This window comes from Rhodococcus sp. P4_F3_2, from assembly GCF_056401335.1.
In genome coordinates this window covers 130,041-154,632 of the sequence record NZ_JBFUJN010000003.1, presented here as the reverse complement: position 1 = coordinate 154,632, position 24,592 = coordinate 130,041, and the positions used below count along the sequence as shown (strand labels likewise).

Annotated in this window: 23 protein-coding genes; 13 read left to right on the top strand and 10 right to left on the bottom strand. The window is 62.8% G+C overall.

Annotated features, from left to right (window positions below; genetic code table 11):
* Positions 1-207: 207 nt before the first annotated feature.
* Positions 208-1,779: a glutamine-hydrolyzing GMP synthase gene (gene guaA, locus AC1DWA_RS04735; protein WP_019747593.1), complete on the top strand. Its 1,572-nt coding sequence runs from the start codon at positions 208-210 to the stop codon at positions 1,777-1,779.
* Positions 1,780-1,835: 56 nt separating this feature from the next.
* On the opposite strand, the gene AC1DWA_RS04730 is transcribed toward guaA, so the two are convergent.
* Positions 1,836-2,069, bottom strand: coding sequence for a hypothetical protein (locus AC1DWA_RS04730; RefSeq protein ID WP_020906937.1), 234 nt, complete (start codon positions 2,067-2,069; stop codon positions 1,836-1,838).
* Positions 2,066-3,460, bottom strand: coding sequence for a PspC domain-containing protein (locus AC1DWA_RS04725; RefSeq protein WP_477846101.1), 1,395 nt, complete (start codon positions 3,458-3,460; stop codon positions 2,066-2,068). Before AC1DWA_RS04725 ends, AC1DWA_RS04730 begins: the two co-directional genes overlap by 4 nt.
* A gap of 236 nt (positions 3,461-3,696) precedes the next feature.
* Here AC1DWA_RS04725 and AC1DWA_RS04720 point away from each other — a divergent pair, with 236 nt between their 5' ends.
* Genes AC1DWA_RS04720 through AC1DWA_RS04710 form a run of 3 tightly spaced genes read left to right on the top strand, consistent with a single transcriptional unit; the run spans position 3,697 to position 7,137 of the window.
* Positions 3,697-4,977 (top strand): ATP-binding protein, encoded by a 1,281-nt coding sequence (locus AC1DWA_RS04720; RefSeq protein WP_037134353.1) that lies wholly within the window; start codon positions 3,697-3,699, stop codon positions 4,975-4,977.
* On the top strand, positions 4,974-5,633 hold the full coding sequence (locus AC1DWA_RS04715) for a response regulator (RefSeq protein ID WP_020969075.1): 660 nt from the start codon (positions 4,974-4,976) through the stop codon (positions 5,631-5,633). Before AC1DWA_RS04720 ends, AC1DWA_RS04715 begins: the two co-directional genes overlap by 4 nt.
* 49 nt (positions 5,634-5,682) lie before the next feature.
* On the top strand, positions 5,683-7,137 hold the full coding sequence (locus AC1DWA_RS04710; protein ID WP_477846100.1) for an MFS transporter: 1,455 nt from the start codon (positions 5,683-5,685) through the stop codon (positions 7,135-7,137).
* Here AC1DWA_RS04710 and AC1DWA_RS04705 read toward each other — a convergent pair.
* The 6 genes from AC1DWA_RS04705 to AC1DWA_RS04680 form a co-directional block, all read right to left on the bottom strand.
* Positions 7,134-8,342, bottom strand: coding sequence for an MFS transporter (locus AC1DWA_RS04705; protein ID WP_060938814.1), 1,209 nt, complete (start codon positions 8,340-8,342; stop codon positions 7,134-7,136). The two genes, AC1DWA_RS04710 and AC1DWA_RS04705, sit on opposite strands and share 4 nt — an antisense overlap.
* A gap of 188 nt (positions 8,343-8,530) precedes the next feature.
* Positions 8,531-9,925, bottom strand: a complete 1,395-nt coding sequence (locus AC1DWA_RS04700; RefSeq protein ID WP_029254938.1) for a sensor histidine kinase — start codon at positions 9,923-9,925, stop codon at positions 8,531-8,533.
* Positions 9,922-10,620 carry a response regulator transcription factor gene (locus AC1DWA_RS04695; protein ID WP_477846099.1) on the bottom strand — a complete coding sequence of 233 codons (699 nt, stop codon included), beginning with the start codon at positions 10,618-10,620 and terminating at the stop codon, positions 9,922-9,924. The genes AC1DWA_RS04700 and AC1DWA_RS04695 overlap by 4 nt, the downstream gene beginning before the upstream one ends.
* Before the next feature lie 75 nt (positions 10,621-10,695).
* Positions 10,696-11,337: a phosphatase PAP2 family protein gene (locus AC1DWA_RS04690; RefSeq protein WP_019747602.1), complete on the bottom strand. Its 642-nt coding sequence runs from the start codon at positions 11,335-11,337 to the stop codon at positions 10,696-10,698.
* A 2-nt stretch (positions 11,338-11,339) separates the two neighbouring features.
* Complete coding sequence (locus AC1DWA_RS04685) at positions 11,340-11,924, bottom strand: M15 family metallopeptidase (RefSeq protein WP_019747603.1); 585 nt, start codon at positions 11,922-11,924, stop codon at positions 11,340-11,342.
* Between the two features lie 110 nt (positions 11,925-12,034).
* The gene (locus tag AC1DWA_RS04680) at positions 12,035-12,712 is read right to left on the bottom strand and encodes a winged helix-turn-helix transcriptional regulator (RefSeq protein ID WP_029254940.1); all 678 of its coding nucleotides are present in this window, start codon (positions 12,710-12,712) and stop codon (positions 12,035-12,037) included.
* 151 nt (positions 12,713-12,863) lie between these two features.
* Between AC1DWA_RS04680 and AC1DWA_RS04675 the strand changes: the two genes are divergently transcribed.
* Complete coding sequence (locus tag AC1DWA_RS04675) at positions 12,864-13,700, top strand: class I SAM-dependent methyltransferase (RefSeq protein WP_069145836.1); 837 nt, start codon at positions 12,864-12,866, stop codon at positions 13,698-13,700.
* Positions 13,700-15,088 carry an FAD-binding oxidoreductase gene (locus AC1DWA_RS04670; RefSeq protein WP_020969080.1) on the top strand — a complete coding sequence of 463 codons (1,389 nt, stop codon included), beginning with the start codon at positions 13,700-13,702 and terminating at the stop codon, positions 15,086-15,088. The genes AC1DWA_RS04675 and AC1DWA_RS04670 overlap by 1 nt, the downstream gene beginning before the upstream one ends.
* 45 nt (positions 15,089-15,133) lie before the next feature.
* Here AC1DWA_RS04670 and AC1DWA_RS04665 read toward each other — a convergent pair whose 3' ends face one another.
* Positions 15,134-16,333, bottom strand: coding sequence for a serine/threonine-protein kinase (locus AC1DWA_RS04665; protein WP_020969081.1), 1,200 nt, complete (start codon positions 16,331-16,333; stop codon positions 15,134-15,136).
* A gap of 227 nt (positions 16,334-16,560) precedes the next feature.
* Between AC1DWA_RS04665 and AC1DWA_RS04660 the strand changes: the two genes are divergently transcribed.
* The 7 genes from AC1DWA_RS04660 to AC1DWA_RS04630 all read left to right on the top strand — a co-directional run bounded on the left by AC1DWA_RS04660 (position 16,561) and on the right by AC1DWA_RS04630 (position 23,904).
* Positions 16,561-17,466: a hypothetical protein gene (locus AC1DWA_RS04660; RefSeq protein ID WP_029254944.1), complete on the top strand. Its 906-nt coding sequence runs from the start codon at positions 16,561-16,563 to the stop codon at positions 17,464-17,466.
* Complete coding sequence (locus tag AC1DWA_RS04655; protein WP_029254945.1) at positions 17,463-19,016, top strand: DNA polymerase Y family protein; 1,554 nt, start codon at positions 17,463-17,465, stop codon at positions 19,014-19,016. Before AC1DWA_RS04660 ends, AC1DWA_RS04655 begins: the two co-directional genes overlap by 4 nt.
* Positions 19,017-19,180: 164 nt before the next feature.
* Positions 19,181-20,026: an alpha/beta hydrolase gene (locus AC1DWA_RS04650; protein WP_387404233.1), complete on the top strand. Its 846-nt coding sequence runs from the start codon at positions 19,181-19,183 to the stop codon at positions 20,024-20,026.
* Complete coding sequence (locus AC1DWA_RS04645) at positions 20,013-20,768, top strand: alpha/beta fold hydrolase (protein ID WP_019747611.1); 756 nt, start codon at positions 20,013-20,015, stop codon at positions 20,766-20,768. The genes AC1DWA_RS04650 and AC1DWA_RS04645 overlap by 14 nt, the downstream gene beginning before the upstream one ends.
* 67 nt (positions 20,769-20,835) lie before the next feature.
* Positions 20,836-21,177 (top strand): DUF6292 family protein, encoded by a 342-nt coding sequence (locus AC1DWA_RS04640; protein WP_020906953.1) that lies wholly within the window; start codon positions 20,836-20,838, stop codon positions 21,175-21,177.
* 45 nt (positions 21,178-21,222) lie between these two features.
* The gene (locus AC1DWA_RS04635) at positions 21,223-22,860 is read left to right on the top strand and encodes a sulfatase family protein (RefSeq protein ID WP_019747613.1); all 1,638 of its coding nucleotides are present in this window, start codon (positions 21,223-21,225) and stop codon (positions 22,858-22,860) included.
* Between the two features lie 87 nt (positions 22,861-22,947).
* Positions 22,948-23,904, top strand: a complete 957-nt coding sequence (locus tag AC1DWA_RS04630) for a R2-like ligand-binding oxidase (protein ID WP_019747614.1) — start codon at positions 22,948-22,950, stop codon at positions 23,902-23,904.
* A gap of 9 nt (positions 23,905-23,913) precedes the next feature.
* Here the strand turns inward: AC1DWA_RS04630 and AC1DWA_RS04625 are convergent, their stop codons facing one another.
* A complete protein-coding gene (locus tag AC1DWA_RS04625) occupies positions 23,914-24,552 on the bottom strand; it encodes an HD domain-containing protein (RefSeq protein WP_080909687.1) in 639 nt (212 codons plus the stop codon).
* Between the last annotated feature and the right edge of the window lie 40 nt (positions 24,553-24,592).

The window sequence follows — 24,592 nt, the reverse complement described above, 5'->3', positions numbered from 1 at the left end:
CGATGATGTCGCCGTTTTGATTGCCGAAGCTAAGGTGCTGACGATTGGGGCATCGTTGACCTGGACGGTGGTCTAGTTCGCCCCGAGGTCGCCGCGCAGTCCGGAGGGTCGGCCTTTGTAGTGACGTACCTCGCGCTCACTCGGCCGAGGAGCGGGCTGAGTCCATGCATGCGCAGAAGCGCTGGCTGCGGCGATTAGACTGCACCTGTGGCAGATATCGAGCAGCAGAGACCAGTTCTTGTCGTCGACTTCGGAGCGCAGTACGCGCAGTTGATCGCACGGCGAGTTCGCGAAGCCAAGGTCTACTCGGAGGTGATTCCGCACACCACGACCGTCGAGGAGATCGTGGCCAAGAACCCCTTGGCTGTTGTGCTCTCGGGTGGGCCCTCGAGTGTCTACGCAGACGGTGCTCCCAAGCTCGATCCCGCACTTTTTGATCACGACATCCCGGTTTTCGGAATCTGCTACGGATTCCAGGCAATGGCAGGCGCCCTCGGCGGCACCGTTGCCGAGACCGGTACCCGCGAATACGGCCGTACCGACATCGCGGTATCCGGTGGGTTGCTGCACGATGGACTTCCCGCGACGCAGCCGGTGTGGATGAGCCACGGTGACGCCGTCACCGAAGCGCCGTCCGGCTTCGAGGTGACTGCGACCAGCGATGGCGCTCCCGTCGCAGCGTTCGAAGATCGCGCCCGCAAGCTCGCCGGCGTGCAATACCACCCCGAGGTTCTGCATTCCCCACACGGTCAGCAGGTCCTGAGCCGCTTCCTGCACGAGATCGCCGGTATTCCGGCAGCGTGGACGGCGTCCAACATCGCCGATGCGCTGATCGAGCAGGTTCGCGAGCAGGTCGGCGACGGACACGCCATCTGCGGTCTGTCCGGTGGTGTCGACTCGGCTGTCGCTGCGGCTTTGGTTCAGCGGGCAATCGGCGACCGGTTGACGTGTGTATTCGTCGATCACGGTTTGATGCGAGCCGGTGAGCGCACGCAGGTCGAGCAGGACTTCGTCGCGGCAACCGGTGCGCGTCTGATCACCGTGGATGCTGCGGACACCTTCATCGGTGAGCTGGCTGGGGTCACCGATCCCGAGACCAAGCGCAAGATCATCGGCCGCGAGTTCATCCGCAGCTTCGAAGGCGCAGTCAGTGATGTTCTGGGCGAGAACGCATCTCACGGTGCGACCGTCGACTTCCTCGTACAGGGCACCCTGTACCCGGATGTCGTGGAGTCCGGCGGCGGCACGGGAACTGCAAACATCAAGAGCCATCACAATGTCGGCGGGCTGCCGGAAGATCTGCAGTTCAAGTTGGTCGAACCGCTGCGTCTGCTGTTCAAGGACGAGGTCCGTGCAGTGGGCCGCGAACTCGGCCTGCCGGAAGAGATCGTCGGTCGCCAGCCGTTCCCCGGTCCCGGACTCGGTATCCGCATCATCGGTGAGGTCACCCGCGATCGCCTCGAGATCCTGCGTCATGCAGATTCCATTGCGCGCGAAGAGCTTACGTCTGCAGGCTTGGACGGAACGATTTGGCAGTGTCCGGTGGTTCTCCTCGCTGACGTCCGCAGCGTGGGCGTGCAGGGTGACGGCCGGACGTACGGTCATCCGATCGTGCTGCGTCCGGTCTCGAGTGAAGACGCGATGACCGCGGACTGGACGCGTCTGCCGTACGAGACCCTCGAGCGCATCTCGACTCGAATCACCAACGAGGTTGCGGACGTGAACCGCGTAGTCCTCGACGTGACGAGCAAGCCGCCGGGAACTATTGAGTGGGAGTAAAAAACAACTGTGCGCCTTTATTAACCCCCCGCGGTTAATAAAGGCGCACAGCAGTTTTACTTGCGGTTGCGCCGATTCGGCAGAATCACCAGCAGTAGTCCTGCCACGACGGCGGCACCGACGAACAGCCAACGGAATTGAATGTTCGCTGCCGGCGCCAGGGAGAACGGCCCGACCAACGCCCACACGCTGACCAGTAGTGCGGCCAGTCCGGCGATCAGCAGAAGTGCCGAGGGGCGCTTGGATTCTCGGGTCTCGTCCTGGTCTGTCGTCTCGTCGTACTCGCTCATGATTGCGTCACCTTCAGACTGCCGAACGTGGCTTTGGCGTTGATGGTCAGTGTGGGCGAATCCGGTGTCACATCACGGCCCGGGTGTATTCCGCCGTCGAGGCAACCCGATCCGTCACCCATGACGACGGTGCAGCTGTTCTTGACGTTGACGGTTGGTGGCACCATGACGGTGAACTCGCCGAACGACGCCGCGACGTCGATGGTCTTGTCCTCGGTGAACTTGACCCCGTTGAGGTCGAGAGTGAAGCTTCCGAAGGCTCCCGAATACGACGGATCCAACTCGGAAGCTGTTGCCGGAGTCCATCTTTGCTCACCCGAGGCGTCGAACTCGATCGGGTAGACCAACGAGGCGAGAAGCACGAAACCCACGAGTGGTCCGGTGACGACCAGCAGGCCGTGCCCCTTGCGGAAGAATGCCCCGAGGATCAGGCCGAGTGCGATGACGGCGAGTCCGACAGCACCGGCTCGGCCGGGAGTGAACCACTCGTTGCCGGTTGCGGCGCCCGCTGCCCCGGTGACTGCGGCGACGATGATTGCGAGTCCGAGGACCGTCAGCGTCCAACGCGAGCGACGCTTACGTGGCGGCAACGGGAGCAGCGGTGTGGCCTTGGCTGCCGGATCCGGAAGATCCCAGGCGAACGGAGCGACACCGAGCGGATCCCAGGACGGCGGCGTGATGGCGGCCTCACCGATCACCTCGGTCGGATTGGTGCTGACCGAAGCGCTCGGGTCCTTCGACAGGTTGATCGTCGGATGAGCGGCCTGAGATTGTGGTGACTGCTGCGGCTGGTCGGCCGGTCGTTCCTCGGGCACATAGCTGTCGGGGAGTTTGGTGTACGGCGTGTACACGGGAGGCTGATTGGGCGCGAAGTATCCGGGGGTGAACGGCCCAGGCGTGAATCCGGTGCCTGGATACGCGGTACCTGCGCCGACATAAGGCGACGTGTTCTGCGGCAGTGCGGGCGGGATGGGCGCTCGTTGGTAGAGCAGCCACAGGCCACCGACCATCAGGATCAGCCCGATCAGTCCGGAACCACCCAGACCGACGCCGACGGGGCCGACAGTCGTGGCCGCGATGGCGAGGGCCACCAGCAAGACGATGGTCTTGGTACTGGAATCGGAACTGTGTCCGCGGCCCATCAACGACTGCGCGGGGGACGATCCGTCACCGGCACGGGCAAGTACCAACCAGCCGGCGAGGTAGAGAAGGACGCCTGAGCCACCGAAAATGGTGGACGCGACAAACGCCACGCGTACGAGAACGGGGTCGATGCCGTACCGGTATCCGATTCCGGCGCATACCCCAGCCACGTGACCTTGTGCCGGCAGACGCACGGGGCGGGTCCGCCACAGATCCTGGATCTGTTCTTGGAAAGTCGGATTGTTCATGAATCAATCCTGGCTTCCGAGGCAGCCTCCGCGCATCAGGGCCAACCCTGATCTTTGTGGTGATCGCGGGTGAGGGTGGCGGCCTGATTCAGGGTTGGACCCTGATGTGTGTCCGCGTGGTTCGTGCCAGTATCGACTATGTGCAATATCTGTCAGATCCGCCGTTCGTGAGCGGTCCCGCTCCCGGGTTTGCGGGAGGCCCGCCCGTCAACGGGGTACCGGTGCATCCCGTACCCATGAAGAAGGGCGTGCCCATTCCGGGTGCCGTGCCACTGCGAAAGCTGGAGCGGCGCTCCGGCGGTCGCATCGTCGCCGGAGTTGCGGGCGGGATCGCCGATCATCTCGGTATCGACGTCCTGAAAGTGCGCGTCGCCTTCACGATTCTTGCGGCGATGGCTGGATCCGGCATCGTCATTTACGGCGCCTTGTGGATCTTCACCTCCGCCGGCACGGACACGCAGAAGCCGTCCGCGGCCGAGCGGCAGCGGGCGTACGGCTTGATCGCACTCGGATTGGGCGGCGCAGCCGCGTTGTCCTGGTTGTTCAGCGGCACGGCGGGTTCGGTGCTCGCGCCGTTCTTCGTCGTCGCGATCGGTGCCGCCTTGGTGTGGCGCGAGTTCGACTCCGACGGTCCCCGTACTGTCATCGGCTTGCCGCAGCGGCCTACCGTTCTGACGTGGGCGCGGGTGGTCGGGGGAGCCACCTTGATCATCTTGGGTCTTGGCGTTGTCGTCCTTGCTCAGGTCGACCTCGAAGCACTGCGCTCGTCTCTCTTGGCTGTGGTCGTGACGCTGATCGGTGTCGGTTTGTTGACGGTGCCGCTGTGGCTGCGGATGTGGCGTGCTCTCGGCGCCGAGCGTGCGGCCCGAATTCGCAACGACGAACGTGAAGAGATTGCGTCGCATCTACACGACTCCGTCCTTCAGACGTTGGCTCTGATTCAGAAGCAGTCCGACAACCCACAAGAGGTGGCGCGCCTGGCCCGCGGTCAGGAACGCGAGCTGCGCAAGTGGTTGTTCAGCGGCGGCGACATCGACCACACGAGCCTGACGGAAGGCCTGAAGATCATCGCCGGTGAAGTGGAAGACCAGCACGGTGTCACGGTCCGTCCCGTCACTGTCGGCGACGTACAACTCGAAGGCGAAGGCGTCGAGAACGGCCTGCCCAAGGAAGCGTTCACCGCGCTCCTCGGTGCGACGCGTGAAGCTCTCGTGAACTCGGCAAAGCACTCGGGGGAGAAGGAAATCAATCTGTTCGCCGAGGTCGAGGGTGATCAGGTCAGTGTGTTCGTTCGTGATCGCGGCGTCGGATTCGACGTCGACGCGGTGCCGGAGGATCGCCAGGGGCTGGCCAAGTCGATTCGTGGTCGAATCGAGCGGCGCGGTGGCCGCGTCGTGGTTCGATCCGACATCGGAAAGGGCACCGAAATCCGCGTGCACATGCCGCTCGGTGATTCTGCTCTAAAGTGGGACCAGACTGCTGACCGTGTCGACAACCCCGAGGAACAGCCCCAGTGACTTCGCTTGCGCCGCCCCCGTACCGCGTATTTCTTGTCGACGATCATGCAGTGTTCCGCTCCGGGGTGAGGGCCGAGCTCTCGCGCGAGACGGATATGGATGTCGTCGGTGAGGCCGGCGGCGTGGCGGAGGCAATCGCCGGTATCAACTCGACGAAGCCGCACGTCGTTCTGCTCGATGTCCACATGCCCGACGGTGGTGGAGTGGCAGTTCTGCGTGGAATCGATTCGGGCCCGGTGTGCCTGGCGCTCAGCGTTTCCGATGCCGCCGAAGACGTGATCGCGGTGATCCGCGGCGGTGCGCGCGGGTATGTGACCAAGACGATCTCGGGATCCGAACTTGCCGAGGGCGTACGACGCGTTGCCGGTGGTGACGCGGTGTTCGGGCCGCGCCTGGCAGGTTTCGTGTTGGACTCCTTCACCGGACGCTCCAATGCACCCGAGCCACAACTCGATCCGGAACTCGACTCGCTCACTCCGCGAGAACTCGAAGTGCTCAGATTGCTGGCACGTGGGTACACCTACCGTGAAATTGCCGAGGACCTGGTGATTTCCGTGAAGACGGTCGAGACTCACGCATCGAACGTTCTGCGAAAGACTCAGCAGTCCAATCGCAATGCGCTGACACGTTGGGCACATCGCCGACAGATCGACTGAATTTCCGCGCACCCTTTCGCGATTGCGAGTGAAGGCGCACCATGGACCGATGACGGAACCACTGGCGCTCGCGTCGAGACGTGGGCGTTGGGTTGTCGCCGCCACCGTTCTCGGCTCGAGCATGGCTCTCCTCGACGGCACCGTCGTCAACATTGCTCTGCCGCACATCGGCGAGGACTTGAATTCCGGTGTCGCCGGGCTGCAGTGGACTCTCAGCGGATACACCTTGGCATTGGCGTCGCTGATACTGCTCGGCGGAGCCCTCGGCGATCGTTGGGGTCGGCGGCGGGTATTCGTGTGGGGGACGGTCTGGTTCGCGGTCGCGTCGTTGCTGTGCGGAATTGCACCTGACATCACATTTCTGGTGATTGCGCGGATCCTGCAGGGAGTGGGAGCTGCGCTCTTGACGCCTGGCAGCCTTGCCATCATTTCCGCGTCACTTCGCGAGGAGGACCGCGGTGCGGCGATCGGCTTGTGGTCGGGCTTGGGTGGTGTCGCCGGCGCTATCGGTCCGCTGTTCGGTGGTTGGCTGGTGGAAGTGGCGGGATGGCGATCGGTGTTCCTGCTCAACATTCCGTTGGCGATCGTCGTGGTGTGGGCAGCGGTGCGCCACGTGCCCGAGAGCCGCGATCCGCATCCGCCCGAGCACCTGGACGTGGTCGGATCTGCCTGCGCAGTAGTCGGTCTCGGGGCGCTGACGTACGGGCTGATCGAAGTCAACCCGATAATCGGGCTGGTCGGGGTGCTCGCGCTGTGCCTGTTCGTTGTGGTGGAACGTCGATCGCCGAGTGCGTTGGTGCCGCCGTCCCTGTTTCGTTCGCGGATGTTCGTCGCGGCCAATCTGGTGACTCTCGCGGTCTATGCGGCTCTTGGCGGTGTGTTCTTCCTGCTCGTGCTGCAATTGCAGTTGGTCGCGGGGTACTCACCGGTGGCTGCCGGCGTCGCAACGGTACCGATCACCTTGGCATTGTTGCTGTTGTCTTCGCGCGCGGGCAGTTACGCGCAGACGCACGGACCGCGATTGCCGATGACGGTCGGGCCCGCCGTGGCCGCGGTGGGGTTGGTGTTGATGACGCGGATCGGCCCGGATGCGTCGTACCTGACCGTCGTGCTGCCGGGAGTTCTGGTCTTCGGGCTCGGCCTGGCGGTGATGGTGGCGCCGTTGACCGCCGCGGTGCTCGGCTCGGTGCCGGTGGAGCAGTCCGGGATCGCGTCCGGAGTGAACAATGCCGTTGCTCGCACGAGCCAGCTTCTTGCGGTTGCGGCCTTGCCTGCCCTGGTGGGTATCGATGCCGAGAGCCTGGTCGATCCGTCGAGTTTCTCCGACGGTTTCCGGTACGCGATGTACATCTGTGTGGCGCTGCTGTTGATCGGTGCGGCGATCGCCGCGACGCTGATTCGTACTCCGGCAGTCGAGCCTGTTCAGGAAGCGGATTCGGTTGCGTGCAAGCCGCATTGTGATCTGACGGGACCTGCAGTGCAACCGAATCCGATGAGGGACTAGACGCTGATGTCGCGATCTCGGCTGGGCACCAAGGGGATTGCCGCGGCTGGAAATGCCGCGACTATCGCGAAAGCGAGCGGGTAGCCGACCGCGCCGATCAGCGCACCGACCACCGGGCCCACTGCTGACGCGGCAATGAACTGGCCGGTGTTCTGTGCGCCCAACGCCTTTCCTTGCCATTTCGGCCCGGCAGCTTCGGCGACGGATGTGAACGCCAAACCGTTGTCGGCGACGCTGACGGTTGTTGCCAGCAGCAGGATCAGGGCCGGAACGCCCCAAGGCGCTGCGCCGGCTGCTGCCATGGCCAACATGACCGCGGACGCGGAGACGGCAACCAACCTCAGCGGGCCTACTCTGCTTCCGGCACGATCACTCCAGATGCCGACGACGATGCGGCCGAGCGCACCCACGAACTGGGAGATCCCGATCAGGAGTCCAGCGGGCGCCGCATCCCAGCCTTGCTCGCTGATCAGCCAGACCAGACCGAACGTCGAGAGGGTGAACTGCGGAAATACCAGCAGTGCCGAGACGACGTGAATGCGCCAGAGGAACCAGTTCGAGCGATAAGGGTTGATCGTCTCGACCGGGATATCTGTGGACCGTGCCGCCGGGCGCGGGGGATTGACCAATGCGACGGCACAGATCAGGGCGAGGACGCCGTTGAGCGCCACCGACAGTCCGACGGCCGAGCCGATTCCTACGTTCGCGGCGAGAGTCGGGATGGTCAACGACGCAATGGTCACGCCCAGTGGCTGTGACATCTGCCTGATGCCCATCGCAAGGCCGCGCCGATCCTTGGGAAACCAGCCGACCACAACACGCCCACTGGCGGCGTTGGTGCTCGCCGCAGCCATTCCGCCCAGTAGAAATGCGATCCCGAGGAGGGCGTAGTTGTCGGTGGTGGTCGCGGCGAGCGCGGCGATCGTCGTCAGCGCGAGCCCGATGGAGATGACCCATTTCTCACCGAATCTGTCAGCCATCGCTCCCCACGCCACCAAGGTGAGAACCATGCCGAAAGTGGGTGCAGCGGCCAGGGTTCCGGCTTGCGTCAACGAGAGACCGTGCTCGGAATGCAGCAGGGGGATCAAAAAGGCGGGGGTGCTGACGAAGACGGTGCCTGCGGCCTGGGCGGCGACGCCGATTCCGAGCATCGTCCACGCCTTCGGGGAGACGGCCGTCTTTTCCAACCGCGACGCCTGCGTCATGGTGCCCTCCGATTTCTACGCTGTTCGACGATGCCGACGCTACTCGTGTGGTTTCACATGTTGAAACCAGAATCCCACTATTTGGTCAAACTTGGGCGGCCCAGGGTGCGAAGTGCCCACCCCTTTTCGAGCGAACGGTACGACGATCGCCTTGGGTGCGCCGAAAGGTACGTTCGCTCGGGAAGGGGTCAGCGATGGGGCAGGCGAACCGTGAAGATCGTGCGCCCGTCCACCTGGTCGACGCCGATGGTGCCGCCGTGCAAGTGCACGTTTTCGACGGCGAGGGAGAGCCCGAGTCCGCTGCCTTCGCTGCGTCCGCGCGCGGTGTCGACCTTGTAGAACCGCCGAAAAATCGCCTGCCGGTCTTCGGGTGAGATGCCGGGGCCGTGGTCGACGACGGTGATGACGGAGAAACCGGGTTCTGCGCTCAACTCGACGCGAACCGGAGGCGCTCCGTGGCGCAGTGCGTTGCCGACGAGGTTGGCGACGACTATGTCGATTCGACGCGAATCCACTCTGGTGCTGACGTTTTCGGGTGCACGGAGTTCGACGGTTTCTGTCCAACCTCGGCTCTCGAGTGTGCGCTCGGTCAATTCGACGAGGTCGACGTCGTCGAGGACGAGACGCGCCTGTTGTGAGTCGTGGCGCGACATTTCGATCAGATCTTCGACAAGTCGAGTGAGCTTGCCGATCTCACTGCTCACGATGCGCGCTGCAGCGGCGGCGTCCGGCGGAAGATTGGGGATCTCTTCGCGGAGGATTTCGCTGACCGGAACCAATGCCGCCAGCGGCGTTCGAAGCTCGTGGGAGACGTCGGCGACAAATCTTCTCGACTGCTCTTCCGATTCTTCCAGACCTCGGATGACCGCTTCGTTGCGAGCGACCATGTTGTTGAAAGTTGTTGTGACCTGGGCAAGTTCGGCTACTCCGTCTTCGGGGAGCCGGACGCTCAGGTCGCCGTCGGCGGCGCGGGCGGCGGCCTCGTCCAGGCGTTTGAGCGGACGGACCAGCGTCGACGCGATCCAGAGTCCGAGCAGACCGCTCACCAGCACACCCGCCGCGAGGGTGAGACCGACAGCTCGAAGCAGGTCGTCGAACTTGTCCTGCACCCCTACCAGCGGCCGGATGGTGACGGCTTTGACCAGTGTCTCGTTGTCGTAGCCGTCGTCTGCAGTCATGTCCACGACATTGACCGACATTCCCAACATGATGCGCTGGGAGTCGAGTCTCTCGAAGCGGATCAGTTTGGGACTGTCCAAACCCTCTTCGAAGCTGGGTGGGATCGTTGCCGCATCCACTGATCCTTGACGGATGACTTCGCCGTCGACGATCAGAGTCATGTCGGACTGGAAGATCTGGTCGAGGGTGTCAGGTGTCAACCCGTCTACCGGCGGTCCGTTGCTGTACTGCAGTTCGTCGCGAAATTGTGCCGTTGCCACGTCCTGAGCGTTGGAATAGATCCACGACCGCGCCATGAACGAGACGACGCCTGCGGTTGCTCCGGCGATGATCACGACGATTGCGATGAACACGAGCACGAGCCTGGTCCGCAGACCGTCGACCCGAAGCCAGGTCGGTCTCATCGGGCCGGGCTGGTGTTGAAGCGATACCCGAACCCGCGCACCGTTTCGATCACGGTCGGTGCGGCTGGGTCGTCCTCGATCTTTCCGCGCAGCCGCTGCACTGCTGCATCGACGATTCGTGAGTCGCCCAAGTATTCCTGGTCCCAGGCTGCGGACAACAATTGCCTGCGGCTGAGAACCTGTCCGGGGTTTTCGGTCAGCGCCAGTATCAGTCGGAGTTCGGTCGGAGTCAGGGTCAGCAGCGTCCCGGCCTTGCGTACCTGCAATGACGACCGATCCAATTCCAGGTCGCCGAACTTCTCTGCGCCCGGCGCCACATCTGAACGCGATGTTGCGGGGGCCGAGCGCCGCACGATGGCTTTGATCCGAGCATCGAGGACACGCGGACTGGCCGGTTTGACGACGTAGTCGTCGGCACCGGCCTCGAGGCCGGCAACAGTGTCGATGTCGTCGGATCTGGCGGTCAAGATGATGATCGGGATCGAACTGCGCGTACGGATGCGTCTACAGATCTCGTAACCGTCGGCTCCTGGCAGTCCGAGGTCGAGTAGGACGAGGTCGGTGGAGCCGAGGACGTCGTCGAAATCGCCGTTACCGTCGGGGCGATGGCTGACGTTGTGCCCGAGTCGGTTCAGTCCCAACGTGATTGCCTCGGCCACCGCTGGATCGTCTTCTATGAAAAGAATGCTCACCATGAGCTCACCTTGGACTCGCCATGATCAGGGGCCTTCTGCGGTCGGAGGAATCTCGGTCAGCCAAGGGTACAGGGGTCACACTTTCGAGAGCCGTTCGTTGCCTGAGTCCGCCAGTACTGCGTGCCGTGCGACGCTGGTGTTCAACGGAAATGCCGACACGGCGAGGGTGTAGCAGCCGACGAGCAGTAGCGCACCGATCACGTCACTCGGCCGGTGCCATTGCAACACGACTACCGAGATCGCGGTCCCGATGGTGATCAGCGCGCCGTTGACTGCAACGACTGCCCGCCACCTCGAGGGTGTGACGAGCACGATCGCGCAGACCAGAGCAGCGATGGCCGTCAGCGTGCCGCTGGGGAAGGAATTGTGCATCACCAGACCGTTCAGGTCCGGTCGATCCAACGATTGTTTGAGAACCCAGGCCGTCGTGATGGGACCGAGGGTCACGACGACGACGCGTAGGGCCAGCGCAATCGGGTTGTTGCGCAATGTGATCATGAGTGCCACGAGCACTCCTCCCACTATCAGTATCGGAGTGACGAGGCCGATGAACTCGGTGGAGAACACACTGAGTCCTTCGGAGGTGGCCGCGCCCACCATGAGTTGTTGGTCGACGATCTGACCACCAGTCGTGTTGACTGCCAGTTCGAATTCGACGACTCCGAGGATCAGGAGTGCCAGTGCGGCAATCAGTCTCGCGGGTTTGACTCGTGTCATGATCAGCCTTCCGCTCTCTCGTCCGAAGGGTTGCTCAGTTGGGGCGGGCATTCCCCGCCGGGAGTGGTTGCCAATTCGAAATGCCACATCTCGTTGGCATAGGTCTGACAGAGGCCGTAATCATTGCCGTGCTGGATGAGCCAGTCGTCGGCATCGGTCGGTCCGATGTCGACGGCTTGTCCGCTGACATGCTTCGACAGACTCGGGGAGTGCACCCATTTGGACGCTTCGTTCATGCTGCCGTACTTGACGACGGCTTCGTCGAACAGTCGCTGTTGGTATGCGGCGGACCGCCAACCCGAGGTGACGTGCATGTTCACTCCGGAGGCCTGTGCGTCGGCCGCTGCCGACTGCAGCGCCGCGAGAAGGGCGGAATCGAGACGGGCCAGTGCAGGTACATGGGTATCCTGCACGCTGATGCCGTCCTCGATCTCGCCGCCTGCGGGTCCTGAATCAGGCTGAGTGGCAAGGTAATTACCACTCTTGGGCTTTGCTTCTTCTGTGTACGAGCATGCGCTGAGCGTGAGCGCACCGAGTACGACTGCACCGAGTGCGGCGAGGCGGATTATTCCGCGGTGGCTGGGCATACAACAGAGACTGCTCGGTCAGTGTCACCGTCAGGTGGTCGCCGTTCGTCGACGGTGTCACGGTCTGAAACAGCTCTGTAACAGGACGGAACGGGGCTGGTGAGCGCGCTTTACACGGGGCGCGGGATCGATGCGAAAGTCGACAGTTCGAACCACGAAGGCAAGCTACGACGCAACGCCGTAGGCCCCGAAATGGTGACGTCACCTGACCGTATGGCGTCCGACCAGGTCAGGTTACCGCGCCAGATCTCGGTCATCGGTCGCAAGCCCGCAGAGACCGACACCGCAACGTCGAAACCCGGATCGATATCGCACATGTCCACCTCCCCGGAATTGATGACGAGCCACCAGTTTCGCGAATGTTCACGCACTCCGGAGAAAACGAAGTGCACCACGGTCTTTCCGTCGGGAACCACGGAGTGATCCACGCGTCGATGCATGTCCCACAGCAGCAGTTTCGGATCCAGGTCTTCATCGCCCAGCTCGCCGATCCACCTGGTACCCCAGATTCCGAGAGCTTCGACCACAGGGCGCAGTTCTCGGCCCGCGTCGGTCAATCGGTAACTGACGACGCAGTCGGTTTCTTCTCGCTCCACGATGCCTGCGATCGCGAGTTGGTGCAGCCGCGTGGAGAGCAGAGTCGGTGACATTCGCGGAAGTCCGCGTCGGAGATCGTTGAAATGGTCGCTTCCCATCATCAGTTCGCGGAGGAGAAGCAGCGTCCACCGCTCGTCGAGTAGCTCCATCGCCTTGGCGACGGGGCAGAACTGGTGGTACGAGGACCCCATCACTCGATCGTAGGCCTCTGGAGTGCTCCGGTACAGATTTCGTACTGGAGCGGAGTGAACCGTCGTCGTAGCGTCGAAGTAACGGCATGAATGTTGTCGGGCTCCGAGGTTGTTGGGCTCCGAGTACCAAAAATATTGAAGGAGAACGGTAATGAGTGAATCGACGGAAACGCTCGGGCTGGATCGTGAGCTGAAGGCCAAGCATCGGGCCATGTGGGGTCTCGGTAACTATCCGGCGGTGGCCACGCAGGTCATTGCGGAACTCGGGCCGGTACTGGTCGGCGAGTGCGGTGTGCAGAAGGGTGACCGCGTGCTGGACGTCGCGGCGGGGTCCGGCAATGCCGCCATTCCGGCGGCCGCGCTGGGTGCGCAGGTGATTGCCACTGACCTGGCTCCCGAATTGTTCGTAGCGGGTAAGGAGGCCGCTTCCCTCGCCGGAGTCGAATTGGACTGGCAGGAGGCCGATGCCGAGGCTCTTCCTTTCAGTGACAACGAGTTCGACGTGGTGCTTTCGTGCGTCGGTGTGATGTTCGCACCGCATCATCAGCGCGCCGCGGACGAACTTGTGCGAGTGTGCCGACCCGGCGGAAAGATCGGAGTGCTGAGTTGGACTCCGACGGGATTCATCGGCGAGATGTTCAAAACGATGAAGCCGTACGCACCGCCGCCGCCTCCTGGTTCGCAGCCGGCGCCTTTGTGGGGCGATGAGAACCATGTTCGTGATCTGCTCGGCGATGTGGCCTCGAGGAAAGACGTACTTCGTGTGGACACATTCAGCGGGCCGGAAGAGTTCCGTGATTTTTTCAAGAAGAATTACGGGCCGACCATCGCGGTGTACCGGAACATCGCCGGCGATCCCGACCGAACGCAGGCGCTGGACCGCGATCTGCTCGAATTGGCGGAAAGGTACGGCAGCGGAAGCGAACCGTTCACGATGGAGTGGGAGTACCTGCTGGTCACCGTGACGCCCGGTGGGGGAGGTGCGTGATGACGACGGTCGAGTTCGCGCCACTGAAATCGGCGATCACAGGTTCTGTGTTCGGCCCCCGAGATCCGGAGTACGACGACGCCAGATCGATCTGGAACGGGCAGATCGATCATCGTCCGGCGGTGATCGCCAGGTGCCGGTCGGCGTCGGATGTGGCTGTGGCACTTGCATTTGCCAGAGCCCATTCGTTGGAGGTTTCGGTCAGAGGTGGCGGGCATTCCTACCGAGGCACATCGGTGTGTGAAGGCGGCGTGATGATCGATCTCAGTGCGATCAACGTAGTCAGCGTCGCCCCGTCAGCAAAGCGAGCCAGGGTCGGTGGTGGTGCGACGATCGCCGACCTCGACAAGGCGACGCAGGAACACGGGTTGGCGGTGACCGGCGGAGTGATCAGTGATACCGGCGTCGGTGGCCTGACACTCGGTGGTGGTATGGGGTGGTTGACCCGCACGCTCGGCCTGGCGATCGACAATCTGGTGTCGGCAGAGGTGGTGCTCGCCGACGGTTCGATCGTTCGAGCCTCCGAGAACGATCACAGCGACTTGTTCTGGGCACTGCGCGGTGGCGGCGGAAATTTCGGAGTGGTCACCGAGTTCGAGTACCGTCTGAGCGAGATCGGTCCGGAAGTGCATCTGGGACTGTTCTTCTGGGGGATGGAGGACGGACCCGCGGCGCTTCGTCTGTGCCGCGAGGTAGTGCCTGCCCTGCCGGGAAATGCGGGCGCGATGGTTGCCGTCAGTTTGTCCGCGCCGCCGGCGCCGTTTGTCCCGGATCAATTTCACCTACTGCCCGGATACGCGTTGCTGGTAGCCGGTTTCGGATCGGAAGAGGAACACTCGAACGCGATTGCGCCGATTCGAGAGGGCTTGCCGACGCTTTTCGAGTTCGTCACTCCGATCCCGTACGTCGGCTTGCAGTCGATGCTCGACGAATCGGAACCGTGGGGTGCGTACGCCTATGAGAAGGCTTTGGACCTGGTGGATTTCTCCGACGACGTGATCGATGTTCTGACCGAACAAGCGGGCAAGAAATCGTCGCCGATGTCCTTCATGCCGATCTTTCCGCTGCAGGGAGCTTTCACTTCCGTCGGCGAGGACGACACAGCGTTCGGTGGTTCTCGCACACCGCATTACGTGTGCAATATGACGGCGACGGCCACCGATGCCGGGACGCTGGAATTGGATCGATCGTGGGTGCGTGAGACCTGGGAAGCCTTGCGTCCGTTCTCGTCCAACCAAGGCGGGTACGTCAACTTCATGACCGACGTCGACGAGGACCGAGTGCGAGCTTCCTACGGCGCGGGGAAGTACGCGCGGTTGTCCGCAGTCAAGGCGAAGTACGACCCGGACAACGTGTTTCACCTCAATGCAAATATTCTGCCTGCGTGAAGCTTGTGCTCAGACCGTGAACACCAGTCAGACCGTGAACACCAGTCAGGCCGTGAACACCAGGATGACGACGATCAGTGCGGCCAAGATGATGACGGCGACCATGCCGGTCATGGCGAGGGGAGCCCACGCGACTACCTTGTCGCGGGTGCTGGCATCGGTGGGTCCGGTCGGTATCCGCGGCGGCCAGGAGAACATGTCCATCGGACTGGGAACGTTTCGCAGTGGCGTGTTCTGTTGCACTGCAGGAAGTCCGGTGACCGTGGAGCCGGTCAGGCGATTGCGGCGGTGTGGGTCGGCGAGTTGTGTGGTGCGGTGAGCCCAGGCCGGCACGGCGCCCTCGGACGAGTAGACGGGAGCGTCGATCAACTGATCGATCGTGCCGCCGCCGGTCGCGGCTGCGGCGAGCGCGTCGCGTGCCTGAGCCATCGTCGGCCGACGGGTCGGGTCCGGCTCGAGGAGCTGAAGGAGAACATCGGTGAGCGGTCCAGACTTGGTGGGTCGGTAGATCTCGGCCTTGGCGACACGATGCAGTAGGGCGATAGCGTCCGAGTCGATGCCGAAGGGCGGTTGGCCCTCGATCACCGTGTAGAGCGTCGACCCGAGTGAGAAGACGTCGCTGGCCTCGGTGGGGTCGTCGCCGCGGGCAACTTCGGGTGCGAAGTACGCGGGAGTGCCGGTGATGACCTCGTCCTGGGTGTCGGACACGTCGCTCTTTGCGCGGGCGATGCCGAAGTCGCTGATCTTGACGGTGCCGAGGGACTTGCCTCGGTCGGCGATCAGGATGTTGCCGGGTTTGATGTCGCGGTGGACGATGCCGGCGGCGTGCGCTTCGGTGAGTGCCGCAGCGATCTGCGCGCCGATCTGCGCGACTTCGAGTGGTGGCAACGTGTCCGCCAGGTTCATGGCCTGGGCGAGGCTGCGAGCCGGGAAGTACTCCATGACCAGCCAGGGTTCGCCGGACTCGATCGCGACGTCGTACATGGCGATGGAGTGGGGATGGGTGAGCTTTGCGGCGTTCCTGCCCTCGCGCAATGTACGTTCACGGACCTCTTCGGCCGTTTCGGTGTCGAGGCCTTCCGTGCTTGTGACCTGTTTCACCGCGACGTCACGGCTGAGGAGGGTGTCGCGGGCCAGCCAGACGGCGCCCATCCCTCCGTCGCCGATCTTGGAGCGGAGTCGGTACCGCCCCGCCAGCAGGTATTCGGGCCCGATGCCCCTCCCGGTCTGCTCTTGAGCTGTCACATCTCAAGGTTAATGGATTGATGCCACTGTGACGCTCGAGGCTCCTGTGAACTGGGTTTTTGGCTCTGCTTGACGTGTCGGGGGTGACACGGTTTACTGAAAACAGTTCGAAAATATGTTCGAAATTGCTGTTCGTTGGATGCATGTCAGACCCGACTTCCCCGCGGTTTGCCGGCTGGTTATGGATTGCTGCCGAGTGAGTTTTTCCGGTGTTCCGGAGGATGGGGATGACCGAGGTGACCGAGTTGGTAGAGCTGTCGGCAGATGCGGCGGGGTTGTCCCGTCAGGATCGGCTGGCACAGCTCCGCCGACAGATCGCGTCCATTCCCTCGCGAGGCGATACGTCGTTTTCGGGACCGAGTGTTTCCGGGCCCGGTGTTTCTGTGGCCGGTGTTCCTGTGGCTGGTGTTTCCGGGACAAGTGCAGCGGCCTCCGAGAGTGTTGCCGACCGGGACAGGCCGGTCGTGGACCGTGCGCACAAAGCCGGTGTCCTCCCGGTGCCGGAGGGTATCGCCGCATTGTTGCCGCAGGGCGGTTTGGTGCGGGGAACCGTGGTGTCCGTCGAGGGTGCAGCGTCCTTGCTTTTGGGATTGGTCGCGTCGGTGACGGCGTCCGGAGGACATGTTGCAGTCATCGGGCAGCCTCGACTGGGATTGCTGGCGGCGTACGAGATGGGTGCGCAACTGGAACGTCTGGCACTCATTCCGGCGCCTGGGCCGGATCCGGTCGAGATCGCCGCCGTGCTGCTCGACGGTATGGATCTGGTGATTCTGGGATTGGCGGGTGCGTCGGTATCCCCGTCGCGTGCTCGGGCGGTGGTCGCACGTGCTCGGAGCAAGGGCTCGACTCTTGTTGTCACCGAAGGTCACTGGGACGGAGCCGAGGTTCGGTTGGACGCTCGGGTTCATGGCTATGGTGGGTTCGGTCAGGGCCGGGAGTTGGGGCGTGGACGGCTCAGTTCCCTGAGCCTCGCGGTTCGTGCTCGGGGGCGCTCGTTCCAGCCCCGGACCACGCGTCTGGACATCTGCAGTGCAGCCGGGCGGGTCGAGTGGGTACCTTCTCGGCCGGTCGAGGATGTGTCGTCGCAGGTGGTGTCGGAGCAGGTGGTGTCGGAGCAGGTGGTGTCACTGTGAGCAGAGTTCTGGCGTTGTGGTGCCCGGACTGGCCGGCGGTGGCAGCGGCAGCGCTTGCCGATCTTCCGGCCACACATCCCGTCGCGGTCACTTCGGGTAATCGGGTGATCGCATGTTCGGCGACGGCTCGTGCGGAGGGAGTGCGACGAGGCCTGCGCCGACGCGAGTCGCAGGCTCGCTGCCCGGAACTGTATGTGGCGATGGCAGATCCGGAACGCGATGCAAGATTGTTCGAGCCGGTGGCCGCGGCCATCGACGCGGTGGCACCGGGCGTCGAGGTACTCCGTCCTGGTTTGTTGGTGCTCAGCGCGCGTGGTGTCAGTCGGTACTTCGGTTCTGAGGAAGCTGCGGCGGAACGATTGGTGGATCAGGCATCTGCTGCGGGTGTCGAGAGTCAGGTGGGGGTGGCAGATCAGCTGTCCACGGCGGTCATTGCCGCGCGCCGGGCAGCGCTGGTGCCGCCGGGGGAGGGAGCACGGTTTCTGGCGCCGCTACCCATGCCGGAGTTGGCTGCCGAGCCCAGCCTGTCTGCACCGCATCGCGGGGAGTTGGTGGATCTGCTGCGCAGGCTCGGGATCAGAACCATCGGTGCTTTTGCGGATCTGCCGGCAGTGGACGTCGCTTCGCGTTTCGGTGCCGATGCGGTGCTCGCGCATCGTGCGGCGCGCGGTGAACCCGAACGGCCACCGTCGGCGCGGACACTTCCGCCGGACCTGGAGGTGGAGCAGCATTACGATCCGTCGATCGAGCGGGTGGATGCCGCAGCGTTTGCCGGGCGCGCCTTGGCGAGTCTCCTGCACGACAAGTTGTCTGCTGCCGCGGTGGCGTGCACCCGTCTGTCGATTTCGGCCAGCACGGGTAACGGTGAAAATCTTTCTCGGACTTGGCGTTGCGCCGAACCTCTGACGCCGGAGGGAACGGCCGATCGAGTGCGATGGCAACTGGATGGCTGGCTCACCGGGCGCAGTGAGACCCGGCCAACCGCAGGCATAGCCGTGTTGCGTCTGGAACCGGTGGAGGTGGTCAGTGCCGGCGCTTTGCAGTTGGGGCTGTGGGGCGGTGTCGGCGACGAGGAGGAGCGAGCCAGGCGAGCATTGGTGCGCGTGCAGGGTCTTCTGGGTGGCGAATCGGTTCAGGTCGGTGTCCTGAGCGGAGGTCGAGGGCCCTTGGAGCGAATTACCTTGTTGCCCTTGGGCGACGAGCGGGTAGCTACCCATGATCCGACAGCCCCGTGGCCGGGCCGTCTGCCACAACCGTCTCCGGGGTCGATCTTTGTCGACAATCCCAAGGTGTGGCTGGGGGATGTGGCCGGTAACGCCGTGTACGTCACTGAGCGCGGTGTCTTCAGTTCGCAGCCGGGAAGGCTGAAGTGGGGGAGCAAGGAATGGGCAGTGCAGGGGTGGGCCGGGCCCTGGCCGGTTGACGAGCGATGGTGGGACGCTGCCTCGGCACGCACGGCGGCGCGGGCTCAGGTTCTGTTGGAGGAATCGCGTGCGCTGCTGATGATCTGTGAAGGCGGTGGATGGTCGGTGGAGGGTGTGTACGAATGAGCTCGCAGGTATAGCCAGCTGTACCCGCCTGGTCGAGTCGACTGTACGAACAGTAGGGGCGTTGGCACCATCGTCATGCCGTCGCTCGGCTCCTAGCGTTGATGACATTCAAAAAGTAACCGTTGCAATGATTCTCACCGTTGCAACTCTTTACGAGGAGTGTCATGGCAACGGCGGGTCGACCTGAAGTTTGCGGAACCGATCGACTTCACTACGAGCAGACGGAGCTGCACGACGCACAACTTCTGGCGTACGACGAGTCTGGCGAAGGCCGGATCGTGGAGGTGTTCGGCGATGTCGCCACAGCCGAGCACATCGTCATCTTCGTGCCGGGCAACGACAACGGATTGGGAAACTACTTCGACGAGAACCGTCCGACCGGACCACGAGCGAGCGGATGGACACTGGGAAGAATGCTCCGAACGCTCGGACGGAACGACCACGTCGCGGTGATCGTGTGGGTCGGTTATCGGACGCCGTGGGGATTTCTCGAGTCGTTCTCGCGGACACTCGCAGAACGCGGTGCGATCGATCTGGCGCGATTGACACGCATCCTGCCGCGTTCGGCGCATGTGACGCTCGTCGGACACAGCTACGGGGCCGTGGTGTGCGGACTCGCCCTCCCGTCGGCGCGAGTAGACGATTGTGTGGTGCTCGGTAGCCCGGGGATGGGGACCAGTTCTCGCGAAGACCTGTGCTTTGCCGGAAATCTCTGGGCCGCGCTGGGGCCGTCGGACTGGATTCGGTATTTCCCACGCGTGAAGATCGGTCGCCTCGGGCACGGCCCGTCTCCAGTTCGGGCGCAGCACGGAGCTGTTGTTTTCGACACCGGTGCCATTCGAGGGCATTGTGGATACTTCGCCGATGCAAGCGAGTCGCTGCGCAACATCGCGAGGATCGGTCTCGGTCGCTACGACGAGGTCACGCGGCCAGGGCAGTTGCCGCCTCGGCTGACAGCTTCAGCAATCCACGAGGACAGGTCTATCCTGGGAACTCGTGAGTGTCGCTAACGTACGAAGTGCCGGCGGGGTCCAGATCAGCTACCGCGATTCCGGCTCGCATCCCAGTGTTGCCGATCTGCCTCCGGTAGTCCTCGTGCACGGGATGGGTGGCGACAGCGGTACCTGGGACAAGTTCGCGCGGACCTTGCGATCACGCAACCGGCGAGTTGTTTCGGTCGATCTTCGCGGCCACGGCCGGAGCGCTCGGGCGTCGTCGTATCTGTTCGACGAGTTCGCCGACGACGTCATGGACGTGTGTGATCATCTCGAACTCGATCAGGTGGATCTCGTCGGCCATTCGCTCGGCGGGCACGCGGCGTCGTTGATCGCGCAGAAACGACCCACCGTGGTGCGGAAGTTGGTCATCGAGGAAGCACCGTTGCCGCTACGCGCAGGTGACGCAGAACAAGTATTCGCGAGGAAATTGCCGAGTGTGCCAGAACTGTGGCATGCAACAACAAGTTTGGTGCGGCATCCGCGAGCTGCACTGACGTTCGATCGCTCGATGACGCGGTCCGCGCTCGAGCAGTTCCGCCGACCGGATCCGCAGTGGTGGGATCGGTTGCCGCTCATCGAGGCTGACATGTTGTTCCTGCGTGGAGGTCTGGGCGGGATGGTGGATCCCGATCGCCTCGACGCTGTTGCTGCCACCGTCGCGCGCTGCGAATTGGTCTCGTTCCGTACCGGCCACAGTGTCCATCGCGACGGCCATCGCCAATTCGAATCCGTTGTGTTGCCGTTCATTTCCTGAAAGCGCAATACTCGATCAGTTCCGGCAAGAACCCATCCGCTACGCGTGCGGCACCGAATGTACTTCCATGCATACCAACGGCAACGACTGGTCCGCACACGAATACGTCGACGCGGTAGCACGATCCGTTCACGGTGAGACCGTCCGATGGCCGCAGGGACCGAGTATGGATGCGGTGATCGTTCTGCCAGTTCATGCCCGAAACCATCCGGGGAAGAACGCGGTTCTGCTCTGGAATCACGACTTCGGTTGGTCGTGGGGTGTCGAGGAGGCTGACGTGCGAAGGACGATTTCGATTGTCGACCCTCTCGGTATCGGCCGGACACCGGATCCGCTGCGCTGCGCGGATCGAGTCATCGAACTGATCAGCGCCGAGGCAGTTTGCTCGCGCATGTGTAGCGAACACTGATTCGGTCAACTCTGGGGCCACAACGCCTCCGAGAGGACGACGCCCGTGAACCCAGAGAACGTTCCTGCATCGCACTGTCATTCATTGCCGCGCCGGACGTTCCTCGGTGGCGTCGGTGCTCTTGTCCTCGCCGGAGTGGCAGACGTGGCAACCGGCGCGGCGAGCGCGGCGCCGGCGAAAGCATCGCCCGCCGATCGGTTTCCGCAGAAACCCAACATCGTTGTCATCATCACCGATCAGGAGCGCCGGCCGATGTATTGGCCGCAGGGCTGGGCTGATCAGAATCTGCCCAACCGCAAGAGGATTGCCGATCACGGGCTGACGTTCGACCAGGCAGTGTGCAATACCGCGATGTGCTCGCCCAGTCGTAGTACGTTCTTCACCGGCCTCTTTCCCGCGCAGCACGGGGTCACCAGAACCCTCACCGAAGGCGGCACTGTCTCACCCACCGAGCCACAGTTACAAGTCTCCGAGCAGAACATGGCAAAGCTGCTGGCGTCGGCCGGCTACAACGTTCAGTACCGGGGGAAGTGGCATCTGAGCAAAGGCGTCGAGGGTGGTGATCCGACAAGTGACGATGTAGCGGGATTCGGCTTCGAAGGGTGGATTCCCCCCGACGCGGGTCAGGACACCAATCCTGACCACTTCGGTGGCGGGTGCGCCGACCATGATCGCCGTGTTGCCGAGGAGGCAGTCGATTTCCTCTCCGGATCTGCGGTCGCATCCGGGCAGCCTTGGGCGCTCATCGTCTCGTTCGTGAACCCACACGACGTCCTCGCGTACCCCCAGACCTGGAATGCGATGAACGGAACGTGCGACAACTATGGATCGGACGCGCCAGGTGCCTTCGAGCAGGGGATCGACTTGCCGCCCACTTTCGACGAGATCCTGGCACTCAATCACAAACCGACAGCGCAGGTTCAGTCGGAATTGCTACTCGCAGCCGGGCTCGGGCCGCTGCTCGGGCCTGATCAGGCACGCAACTACATCAACTTCTACGCCTACATGCACAAGGTGGTCGACGAACACATCGGCAGCGTGCTCGACGCGATCGAAGCCACCCCGCAGATGCTCGACGACACGGTGATCGTACGGATGTCCGATCACGGAGAGATGGGGATGAGCCACGGAGGTTTGCGGCAGAAGGTGTTCAACGCCTACGAGGAAACGCTGCGCGTTCCACTGGTCATCAGCAACCCCCTGCTGTTTCCCGAACCCGTTCGCACAGACGCCTTGGCGTCGTTGATCGACGTGATGCCCACTCTCGCCACTCTCGCCCAAGCGCCAGCGCGTGAATCGTGGAACTTCTCGGGTACCGATCTGACACCGGTCATCATCGACGCTGCCGCCTACCCCCACGGACCCAGCGCGCAGGTTCAGGACACGATTCTGTTCACCTACGACGATCAGAATTGTGCGACGCCCGACGGTCAGAACATCGTCACGCAGCCCAATCACATCCGCTGCATCCGGGAGAGCCGGTGGAAGTACACGATGTACTTCGATCCTGCGGGAGTTGCTGCGCCGCAATACGAACTCTACGACTTACAAGCCGACCCCTTGGAACTGAACAATCTAGCCAATCCGCTCAATATCGGCTCGTATCGGCCGGATCTGGCGGCTCAGATGAACGCCAAGCTCTTCGCAGTGATGGAGACCAAGGGCGTTTCGCTGAAGGAATAGATCGAATTTCGCCAAAACTGATTCACGTTTCAGTTCTGCGGGCATGCTGATGGGGCATCTGTCTTCGGTTCGGGAAGAAGGAATGTCATGACTGTCACCTCGCCGGGGCGAGAAGGTTTCAGTACTCTTCGGTCGGGAGGGTTGAACTGGGATTCGTTCCCACTCCGATTGTTCACCAAGGGAAATGCCAAATTCTGGAACCCAACCGACCTCGATTTTTCCCAGGACGCTCGTGACTGGCAGGAGCTGACCAGCGAGCAGCAGCGCAGCGCCACCTTCCTGTGCGCGCAGTTCATTGCCGGTGAAGAAGCCGTCACCGAAGACATTCAACCGTTCATGAAAGCGATGTCGACCGAGGGGCGATTCGGCGACGAGATGTACTTGACGCAGTTCTGTTTCGAGGAAGCCAAGCACACCCAGGTCTTTCGGCTGTGGATGGACGAAGTGGGATTGACCAGCGATCTGCATTCCTACGTCGCTGACAATCCGTACTACCGGCAACTGTTCTACGAGGAGTTGCCTTCGTCGCTACGCATTCTCGAGACGGATCCGAGTCCGGTCAACCAGGTGCGTGCCAGCGTCACGTACAACCACGTCATCGAGGGCAGTCTGGCGTTGACGGGCTACTACGCCTGGCAGAAAGTCTGTGCGACGCGCGGAATCCTGCCTGGCATGCAGCAATTGGTGCGAAAGATCGGTGACGACGAGCGACGGCACATGGCTTGGGGGACGTTCACCTGCCGAAGGCACGTAGCTGCCGACGATCACAACTGGGACGTCGTCCAGCAGCGGATGGGTGAACTCATGCCCATGGCACTCGGAATGATCAACTGGGTCAACGATCAATTCGAGGTGCAGCCGTTCGGTTTGGACAATCAGGAGTTCCTCGAGTACGCCGCAGACCGTGCGCAGCGCCGACTTTCGGCGATCGAGTCCGCGCGCGGGCGCGACGTCGCCGAGATCGACCTCGACTATTCGCCGGAGACCCTCGAGGAAAAGTTCGGGGCGGAAGATGCCGCTGCGATGAGTGAGGCGGCCAAATGACAGCGAATTCTACTGGGGCCAAGCCGAGTTCTGGATGACCTCGACAAAATCGATGTGCCGAAATCCCGGCACAAAATGTTCGAGTACGTCAGCGTTGACCGTCCCGAATGTACTTTCGGGACGGTGCTTGAAGCCTTCGGTGAAAGCCTTCAAGATCTGATTCTTGAAATCCGGGCGCGGGTGAGCCTCGGTGACGGCGTCAATGTCGGCCTGGTCGAGTTCGCTGTATCCGATTCCGAGTACATCGGTCTCCACACCCGCTGTCACCAAGGCGATTTCGGGTTCCAATCGGGAGGGGATCTCGGGCGTCGTGTGCAGAGCGATGCCTTCCCACACTGTGCGGATGTCGGTTTCGTCGATTCCGTAGCCGGTGAGGAATCGCCGCGCTTCGTCGGCGCTGTCCAATTCGAAACGTGACGTACTGTCCCGGAATTTCTCGGTGAGCCCCAGGTCGTGGAACATGGCGCCGACGTAGAGCAATTCGGGGTCTGCCTGCAGACCCAGACGCGCTCCTTGAAGCGATCCGAAGAGGAAGACACGTCGCGAGTGGTGAAACAGTAACTCGGACGCCGTATCTCGTACCAGCTCGGTGGCGTCGGCAGCCATCTTCGAATCGGGGATTTTCACACCGGCAATGATCGTGGTCATCGGTACCTGCTCTGCTCGTCGTTGCTGCGAATTTCTCGGT

Bases quoted from the DNA above. Each gene is read 5' to 3' on its own strand.
- AC1DWA_RS04650 (WP_387404233.1), top strand. From the start codon at position 19,181: ATGGCAACGGCGGGTCGACCTGAAGTTTGCGGAACCGATCGACTTCAC.
- AC1DWA_RS04685 (WP_019747603.1), bottom strand. From the start codon at position 11,924: ATGCCCAGCCACCGCGGAATAATCCGCCTCGCCGCACTCGGTGCAGTC.
- AC1DWA_RS04710 (WP_477846100.1), top strand. From the start codon at position 5,683: ATGACGGAACCACTGGCGCTCGCGTCGAGACGTGGGCGTTGGGTTGTC.
- AC1DWA_RS04725 (WP_477846101.1), bottom strand. From the start codon at position 3,460: ATGAACAATCCGACTTTCCAAGAACAGATCCAGGATCTGTGGCGGACC.
- AC1DWA_RS04630 (WP_019747614.1), top strand. From the start codon at position 22,948: ATGACTGTCACCTCGCCGGGGCGAGAAGGTTTCAGTACTCTTCGGTCG.
- AC1DWA_RS04680 (WP_029254940.1), bottom strand. From the start codon at position 12,712: ATGGGGTCCTCGTACCACCAGTTCTGCCCCGTCGCCAAGGCGATGGAG.
- AC1DWA_RS04705 (WP_060938814.1), bottom strand. From the start codon at position 8,342: ATGACGCAGGCGTCGCGGTTGGAAAAGACGGCCGTCTCCCCGAAGGCG.
- AC1DWA_RS04730 (WP_020906937.1), bottom strand. From the start codon at position 2,069: ATGAGCGAGTACGACGAGACGACAGACCAGGACGAGACCCGAGAATCC.
- AC1DWA_RS04670 (WP_020969080.1), top strand. From the start codon at position 13,700: ATGACGACGGTCGAGTTCGCGCCACTGAAATCGGCGATCACAGGTTCT.
- AC1DWA_RS04675 (WP_069145836.1), top strand. From the start codon at position 12,864: ATGAGTGAATCGACGGAAACGCTCGGGCTGGATCGTGAGCTGAAGGCC.
- AC1DWA_RS04640 (WP_020906953.1), top strand. From the start codon at position 20,836: ATGCATACCAACGGCAACGACTGGTCCGCACACGAATACGTCGACGCG.
- AC1DWA_RS04660 (WP_029254944.1), top strand. From the start codon at position 16,561: ATGACCGAGGTGACCGAGTTGGTAGAGCTGTCGGCAGATGCGGCGGGG.
- AC1DWA_RS04690 (WP_019747602.1), bottom strand. From the start codon at position 11,337: ATGACACGAGTCAAACCCGCGAGACTGATTGCCGCACTGGCACTCCTG.
- AC1DWA_RS04700 (WP_029254938.1), bottom strand. From the start codon at position 9,925: ATGAGACCGACCTGGCTTCGGGTCGACGGTCTGCGGACCAGGCTCGTG.
- AC1DWA_RS04720 (WP_037134353.1), top strand. From the start codon at position 3,697: ATGAAGAAGGGCGTGCCCATTCCGGGTGCCGTGCCACTGCGAAAGCTG.
- AC1DWA_RS04695 (WP_477846099.1), bottom strand. From the start codon at position 10,620: ATGGTGAGCATTCTTTTCATAGAAGACGATCCAGCGGTGGCCGAGGCA.
- AC1DWA_RS04625 (WP_080909687.1), bottom strand. From the start codon at position 24,552: ATGACCACGATCATTGCCGGTGTGAAAATCCCCGATTCGAAGATGGCT.